The organism is Deinococcus multiflagellatus (assembly GCF_020166415.1).
In the GTDB taxonomy this organism is placed as follows: domain Bacteria; phylum Deinococcota; class Deinococci; order Deinococcales; family Deinococcaceae; genus Deinococcus; species Deinococcus multiflagellatus.
This window is the reverse complement of sequence record NZ_JAIQXV010000040.1, coordinates 1-6811: the sequence shown is the minus strand read 5'-3', so window position 1 is coordinate 6811 and position 6811 is coordinate 1. Positions and strand designations below refer to the sequence as shown.

General features: G+C 61.9%; 6 protein-coding genes. 1 reads left to right on the top strand and 5 read right to left on the bottom strand.

The window, feature by feature from the left end:
* Positions 1–2904, bottom strand: a 2904-nt coding sequence (locus K7W41_RS23025; protein ID WP_224612868.1) for a Tn3 family transposase, incomplete at its 3' end; no start/stop codon positions are given.
* A gap of 170 nt (positions 2905–3074) precedes the next feature.
* The gene (locus K7W41_RS23020) at positions 3075–3545 is read right to left on the bottom strand and encodes an IS630 family transposase (RefSeq protein WP_263490051.1); all 471 of its coding nucleotides are present in this window, start codon (positions 3543–3545) and stop codon (positions 3075–3077) included.
* 62 nt (positions 3546–3607) lie between these two features.
* On the opposite strand from K7W41_RS23020, the gene K7W41_RS23015 reads away from it, so the two are divergent.
* A protein-coding gene (locus K7W41_RS23015) for an IS630 family transposase (protein ID WP_224612867.1) occupies positions 3608–4637 on the top strand; the annotation gives its coding sequence in 2 pieces (ribosomal slippage) (positions 3608–4087 and positions 4089–4637; 1029 coding nt in all).
* Between the two features lie 17 nt (positions 4638–4654).
* Here K7W41_RS23015 and K7W41_RS23010 read toward each other — a convergent pair.
* The 3 genes from K7W41_RS23010 to K7W41_RS23000 all read right to left on the bottom strand — a co-directional run.
* Positions 4655–5176 carry a winged helix-turn-helix domain-containing protein gene (locus K7W41_RS23010; RefSeq protein WP_224612866.1) on the bottom strand — a complete coding sequence of 174 codons (522 nt, stop codon included), beginning with the start codon at positions 5174–5176 and terminating at the stop codon, positions 4655–4657.
* Between the two features lie 299 nt (positions 5177–5475).
* Positions 5476–6162 (bottom strand): hypothetical protein, encoded by a 687-nt coding sequence (locus tag K7W41_RS23005; protein WP_146160796.1) that lies wholly within the window; start codon positions 6160–6162, stop codon positions 5476–5478.
* 80 nt (positions 6163–6242) lie between these two features.
* Positions 6243–6811, bottom strand: a 569-nt coding sequence (locus K7W41_RS23000; protein WP_224612865.1) for a phosphodiester glycosidase family protein, incomplete at its 5' end; no start/stop codon positions are given.

Here is a 6811-nt window from a genome sequence, read left to right as displayed (position 1 = left end):
GATGTGGTGGTGCATCAGGGGCGACAGGGCACGCCAGTCCTCGGCGGTCATCCGCTGCCGCCACGTCTCGCTGCCCAGCACTCGCTGGATCATCAGGGTGTTGACGTACACCAGGCTGTTTTGCAGCAGTTGCAGCGCCAGCATGGAGATTTCCTGCGCTTCGAGGTTGTTGGTGCTGATCTCCCCGCCCTTGCCGAAGAAGATGAAGTTGGTCGTGCCATTCCAAGTTTCAATGACGTTCAGCCCCTCGTGAATCTCCCGGCGCACCTCCTCCCGGTGCAGGTACTCGCAGACGAAGATGGTCCGCAGCACCTTCCCCAGTTCGCACAGGGCTGCGTAGGTCGGGTGCTGGGCGTTGGCCCGGGTGAAGCGTTGCAGGATGGCCTCGGGGTCGGCCAGCCCCAGACGCAGTGCCGTCGCGTACTTGACCATCGGCTCGTACTGCTGCCGGATGAGGTCCCAGCGGATCGACCGCTGTGCCTGCACAGCGGCCAAGTTCGGCACCTGAGCCGCGAACGCCATATTCGGCAGGTACAGCCGCTGATGGGCGATGTCCGCCAGACGGGGCATCAGTTTGAACCCCAGCAGGTGGGTGAAGGCGAAGCCCGGCTCGCTCTGCCCGTGGGTGTCTACATAGTTCTTCTCGACAGACAGCGAGGTGCAGTGGCGCAGGACCCCCTCGATCATGGCCGCCACTTCTGAAGAGGAGCAGGACTTCATGCTGGAGTAGATGCAACTGGCACGTCTCTCGACGTGCCAGTAGATCATCACCCCATCCCCGCCGTACCGGATGGACCGCTGCGTCCGCAGGTTCCCGTCCCAGGCGGCGTATTTCTTGGCATCACTGGCGCAACTGGTGGTCCCCTCGCCCCAGATGTCCGGGCGGCGCGCGGCCAGCGTGGCGTTCACGACTGCGGCGTTCGCCGCCCGCAGCGCGTCACGGTGGATGTAGTGCCGCCGGACGTACTTCAGGTCCGAGTACCCGACCCCGTCCTGCCCGGCGGCCACCCGCTTCAGTCCTGTGTTCGTCCCCAGGCCGTACAGGCACAGCAGCAAGCGCTGCTGGAGCTGGTCACGGGGCATGTTCTCGCGCGTCATGAAGCTCTTGAAGTGCGGGGTAATCCCCGCACGCCGGTCCACCTCGACCAGGACATCGAGCAACTGGGTGTTCCAGAACTGCCGCCCCACCTCACCCTTCACCGTGTCGTAGAAGGGCGGGTCCGGCTGCCGGGTCAGGGGCGTGACCACGAAGCGGCCCCCGTCCCGCGCGACCACCCGCACGCCGGGATTCTTCGGCAGGCCGTCGTGCAGCATCACCAGGGCGTCCTTGAGCTGCTGCTCCAGACCCTGCACGAAGGTATCCACCTCCTGCGGCTGTCTGAGCGCCTGGAAGTAGCTTTCTTTCCTGGCTTCGAAGTCCTGGGGCAGGTCCTTGTCGGGGTCGCGGTACTTGTCGGCCCCGATCACCCAGATTTCGCGGGACCGCAAAGCGTCCCGCAGCGCGGACAGGACGCACAGCTCGTAATTCACGCGGTTGACCCGCATTCCACCATCCGGCCCCCGTTCGAGAATCAGGTCACGGATGTTCCGGTCGATCACGCCACCGACCGGGATGTGTTCCTCGTACGGATAGATTCTCGCGTTGCTGTCCACATATCGCCCCAGCAGGCCCAGGGCGTCAATCACCGGCTGATGCCGGTGATTGTTGGACCGGAACGACAGCTCGGTGAGCAGCCAGGGGATCATCCGGCGGTAGTGGCTGCGGTAGGTGCCGCGCACGATGGTGTGGACCTGCTGCCGGAAGCCTCCCTTCTCCTTGTACTCGCGTAACAGATCACGCAGGGTCTGCTCGTCCACGACGGGGAACAGCACCTCGCGCACTGTGCCGTCGGGATTGCCCAGTGCGGCCTCCAGCAACCGCTCCAGAATGCGGTCCTTGTTGTGGACCCGCCGGAACTCGGCCACGAAGTTCCGCTCCACCCGCCGCTCGGCCTTAACGTTGATGTGGTGGACCATGTCCACCAGATGCGTGACCAGGGCGTCGGTCAGTTCTGTCATGCGGGCGACGCAGAAGGCCGCGAGCAGCGTGAGACGCACGGACGGGGTCTGGGCACGAAAGTGGCTGGGGGACTCATTGGAGGCCCGCTCGCGGTAACGGGTCAGGACGTGGGGGGCCACGTCCGCGAAGAGGGCCTGGGGGAGCTGCAACCGACGGAGCAGGCGGAGCTTCTCGATCTGCTCTTCCACGCTCTCCACGCCGCGTTTCTCCGAGTTGGTCCGCAGGTTTTGCAGGGCTGAACTACGAGGGCCTTGGCCCTCGTGGTCTTCCGGCTGGTCTTCCTCCAGCGCCGTCGGCCTCAGCAGCGCCTCCAGCCCTGCCCGGTGTTCGGTACTCAAGCGGTTGTGGATGGTCTGGCACAGGCGCAGGTCATAGTGCCGTTCCGCCGCGTCCACGAACCGCTGGAGCCGCCCGGGGCTGGGGGGCTCGATCCCGTTTTCGCGGAGCCAGCGCAGAGCAGCTTCGGTCACAGCCCCGGAGCGGGTCTCGTGCGGAACAACGGACTGGCTCAGCCAGTCCGTCAGCGTGCCCGCATCCTCGGTGGTGAACTCGCGGAACCCACAGAACGCCCGGATGTCCTGACGCTGGTAGCTGCTGTTGCGGCTGCGCCAGTTGAAGTCCCGGTACTCGTCGGTCGCCACGCCGACCTGCCGGGCGACGTACTCGACGACGGCTTCGGGCACCTCATGGGTGTTGTAGGGGAAACGGCCCTCGTGCTGGAAGGCCTTGAGCATGACGGCGAAGCCCAAGCGGGTGGGGCCGGTCTTGTTCCGCAGCAGGTCGGTCTCGGTGGGCAGCAGCGTCCAGGTGTCGATGAGTTCGTCGATGGTCCAGCGCTGCTGCATGGAGCCTCCCTGAAAAAGTGCCGGGAATCGGCAGTGACGGTACTTCCACGGGAGGGCCAGCCGCCGTGGGTGCGTGTTGTAGGGCAACCGCAGCGTACACCTCACCTCACAGCGGAGGAAGTACCGATGCCAGAGTGCAATTCGGCACTTAAGTACAAAGAAATTAATATTTAGATAAACCGTGTCTCCAGGACCTTTAGGCCAGTGAGGAGCGCCTCGCGAAGTTCATTCACCGAGTTGTAGCAGCGTCGTGGCATCAGTATGCCTTTGAGCTTCCGCCAGACCTCTTCAATCAGGTTAAGCATCGGGGCGTAGGGTGGCAGGTAACGCAGATAGAGTCCCTTCTTCTCCCACTCAGCCGCCTTTTCCCGCAGTTTCGCTCCCTTGTGAAAGGGAGCGTTGTCCAGCACCACCACGGTCATCTGGTCTGGGACGGTTTGGAGAGCCAAAGTTTCAAGGTAGGCAATCACCTGCTCCCCGTTGCAGGAGCCGGACAATTCGCGAACTTCCAGTTGTTCTTCTGTGCCGTGGAAGCTGTAGGTCCCGATCAGGTTGATCCGACCAGAAGATCCCCAACGCGTGGGGATCTCAAACTGCTTTCCCGAGCCTCGCTTGAACCAGGTTGCTCCGATTGACAACATCAAAGAGAGGCCCGTCTGATCGAGATATTTACTGATCCGTGCCTAAATCTGTATCGTAGGGTGTGACCGTTTCCCCCTGGCGGCCCAGCCGCCTCACCCGTGCCCAACAGGAAGAACGGCGGCTCGCCGCTCAACCCGCACTGAACGACCCCAGCCGCACCACCCTTGATCTGGCGCAGCAGTTCGGGGTCGCTGAAGTCACCATCCGCGCCTGGCGTGCCCGGCTCCGACGTGACGGCGAGGAAGCGCTGCGCGCTTCCCGCGCCACCGGACGCCCCGAACGCCTCACCGCAGCCCAACAAGACGAGATCGGGGCGATCCTCGACGGCGACCCGCGCGCGCAGGGCTTCGACACCCATGGCTGGACCATTCCGAAAATCCGTCAGGTCATTGGTATGAAGTACGGGGTCTGGCTGGACCGCGCGCACCTCTCCCGGAAGCTCCGACGCTGGGGCTTCTCGTATCAGCGGCCCGCGGTGCGGGCCGTGGAACGCAACGAAGACGACATCGCCACCTGGGTCCGCGTCCAGGGAGAGGCGCTGGGAAAAAAAGGTCGCTGAGGGGGCCACGTTGGTGTTCCTCGACGAGAGCGGGTTCAGCCTGAAAACGACGAAGGTGCGCACCTGGGGACGGTGCGGGCAGACCCCGATCATCCCCACCAGGCTTCGCTGGGAGCATCTGTCCGTGATTGGGGCCATCACCACGGGCGGACAGTTTCTCCAGCACACGCACCGCGGCGCGGTGCGTTCACCGCAGGTCGTGGAGTTCCTGGAGCATGTCCTGCGTCACGTGGCCGGCGAGGTCGTGGTGGTGCTGGACCGCGCCATGATCCACCGGGCGAAAGCAGTCCAGGCGTTCGTGCAACTGCACGAACGCCTGTCGTTGGTGTATTTGCCGCCGTATGCCCCCGAGTTGAATCCCATTGAATTGATCTGGGCGGATCTGAAGCGGAATGTCGTGGGCAACTTCTGTGCGATGTCGGTCGGTGAGTTGAAGAAGCGGCTGACGGTGGGCTGGCAGCGGATTCGGCGCATAGCCTTGCCTCTGGCGTTCATCAAAGGGACCCCCTTCACTGCCTCGCTACTGATTTAGGCATGGATCAGTAAGCGTCAATCTGCCGTCCAATGCCCCCTTTTTAGCGTCTCTAGAGACGCTCGATGCTCTTCCATGACTTCAGGATCGAGTTTCTTCGCTGGAGAGTACCTGGCTCGCTTCCAGCTATAGCCAAGACGCCTGAGGTGGTTAACCATGGCACGTGAGGTCAAGGAAACGGCGAATTGCTTCTCGACAGCTTCGCAGATCAGAGGGGCACTCCAAAAGCGCTCTTCACGCAGTTTCTCGTGGAGAAACTGCTCAATCTCAGAGGTCACTCGGCAGGGTTGACCAGGAGGAAAACTGTCGGCCAATCCTGCTACACCATGTTGCTCAAAACGCGTCAAATCGTTGTGGATGGCTTGCCGGTTCCGGGCAAAGTGCTCTGACAGTTGCGGAATAGTCCAGCCTTGTCGATGGAGGCGCAGGATACTTGCTCGTAGACGGAGTTTTGGGTGCGTATGGGGATTGGTTTCCAGTTCTCGCAGCAACAGGTCGTCTTCTAGAGAAATATCGATACGGCGAGCAGGTCGAGCCATACCTAAGTCTAAACGTTAATTTCCTTGTACTTAGTGTGCCCGATTTGTTGTTGCAATCGTAGGACCCCGTTTGGGGCTTGGCTGAGCCTGGCTGGGGAGCGTCTGAGGGGGCCGTTTCTAGCTTTCGGGTGACGAGGAATGCTTTTGCTCGATGACGAGACGTTCTTAGACAAGCCGTCCTCCTCAGAATGCAGAGGACGTGGTGGTCAATGTGCCAACCGAGATAAGCGGCAGAACGTCGTCCGTAGCTTCTCAGCCCCAAACGGCGTTTGTCAGGGATTGAGGATGCCCCTTCTAATTTACTTTCCGCCGACAAGTCCGAAGGCGGCTGCGGCGCGCTGCAATTCCATCACGGCCCGTTGCTCGTCCAGATTCACCACATTGACTTTAAGGAAAGTGTCTTGCGTTCGGTACTGCGCTTCGCAGGAGCGATGCACAGCGCGCCGAAGCAGCGGGTAATCCTCCACGACGATGTTCACAGCGTTGCAAGAGCTGAAAATTGTTCCCGTTGCCCAGGAGCGGCGGTTGAAGGACGCACGGTCAAGTTGCCCTTCGTAAGAGGCAAGGGCGGCAGGTGTACCCGACCATCGCCCTACGAGAATCGCAATGGCCGTGCCCTGTTCAGCGCTGGCCGGTGGTCGAGGAGTGGAACGAGTGTACAGCAGCAGGGCGGCTGGGGAGCGGGTGTCGTCCTGGCGGACCGCCCGCTCGACAAGTGCCTGTGTGGTCGTCCAGGTACCCAGCAGTTTGTAGCCGCTTGGTGCTGGGGGCGGGAGCCGCAAGCGCAGCAGGTTGCTTGCGGCCTGGGGCGTGCCCGTAGTGAAGTTCCGGCTCAAGTCCGGGTAGGGGCTGGCAAACATCGCGTACATGAGGCTGTCGAAGCTCAGGGTACGTGCAGCTGCGTCACCGCTTTGTGCGTGAACGGGTAGCGCCACCAAAGAGTTGAGCAGGCTGGCGGTGAGCCAACGGCGGTGAACGGGGGACATGAAAGCAGTGTTTAGCATGGTAATGAGAGTCGCGCCTGTGCCCTTTGAGGGCACAGGCGCAACCGTGGAACCAGAGAGAATCAGGCAATGCTGCTGATGTAGCTGTAGCTGGTCAGCGCGACCGGAATGACGTGTACCGAACGGGCATCACTGCCGAACAGGGTGTTGCGGTCTTCCAGGTACAACTGCGCAGAGCCGCCGCCATCCCCGGCGATCGCGTCCGTGCAACCCAGCGACTTCATGTACCCGGCCAAGTCCGTAAGGTTGATCGAGGCGCGGTAGGCAAGGATATAGTCGCCGCTGCTGTGCAGGCCCAGGCAGATGCGCTGACGGTTGACGGTGGGACCAAGCTGATCCACGCTGTACTTCCCCCAGGTGGCATCAGTGAAATTACCACCTCGCACGATGATTGGTCCAGCGGCCATACTCCAGATCAGGCTGGACGACTGCGAGTAGGCACTGTTCTCGTCGTGAAAAACCACTGCACCGTTGCCGTTAAGGCTGATCACGTCGATGTTTTTCCCAGTTACGCCATGCTTCCTGTCGCCATCGAGTACGAACAGCCCAGTCAGCTCTCCAGTAGAGAGATCGAAGAACATGAAGTTGGACCCGGCGATGGCATTGGCGTCGCCCCTTACGAACGTCGGGA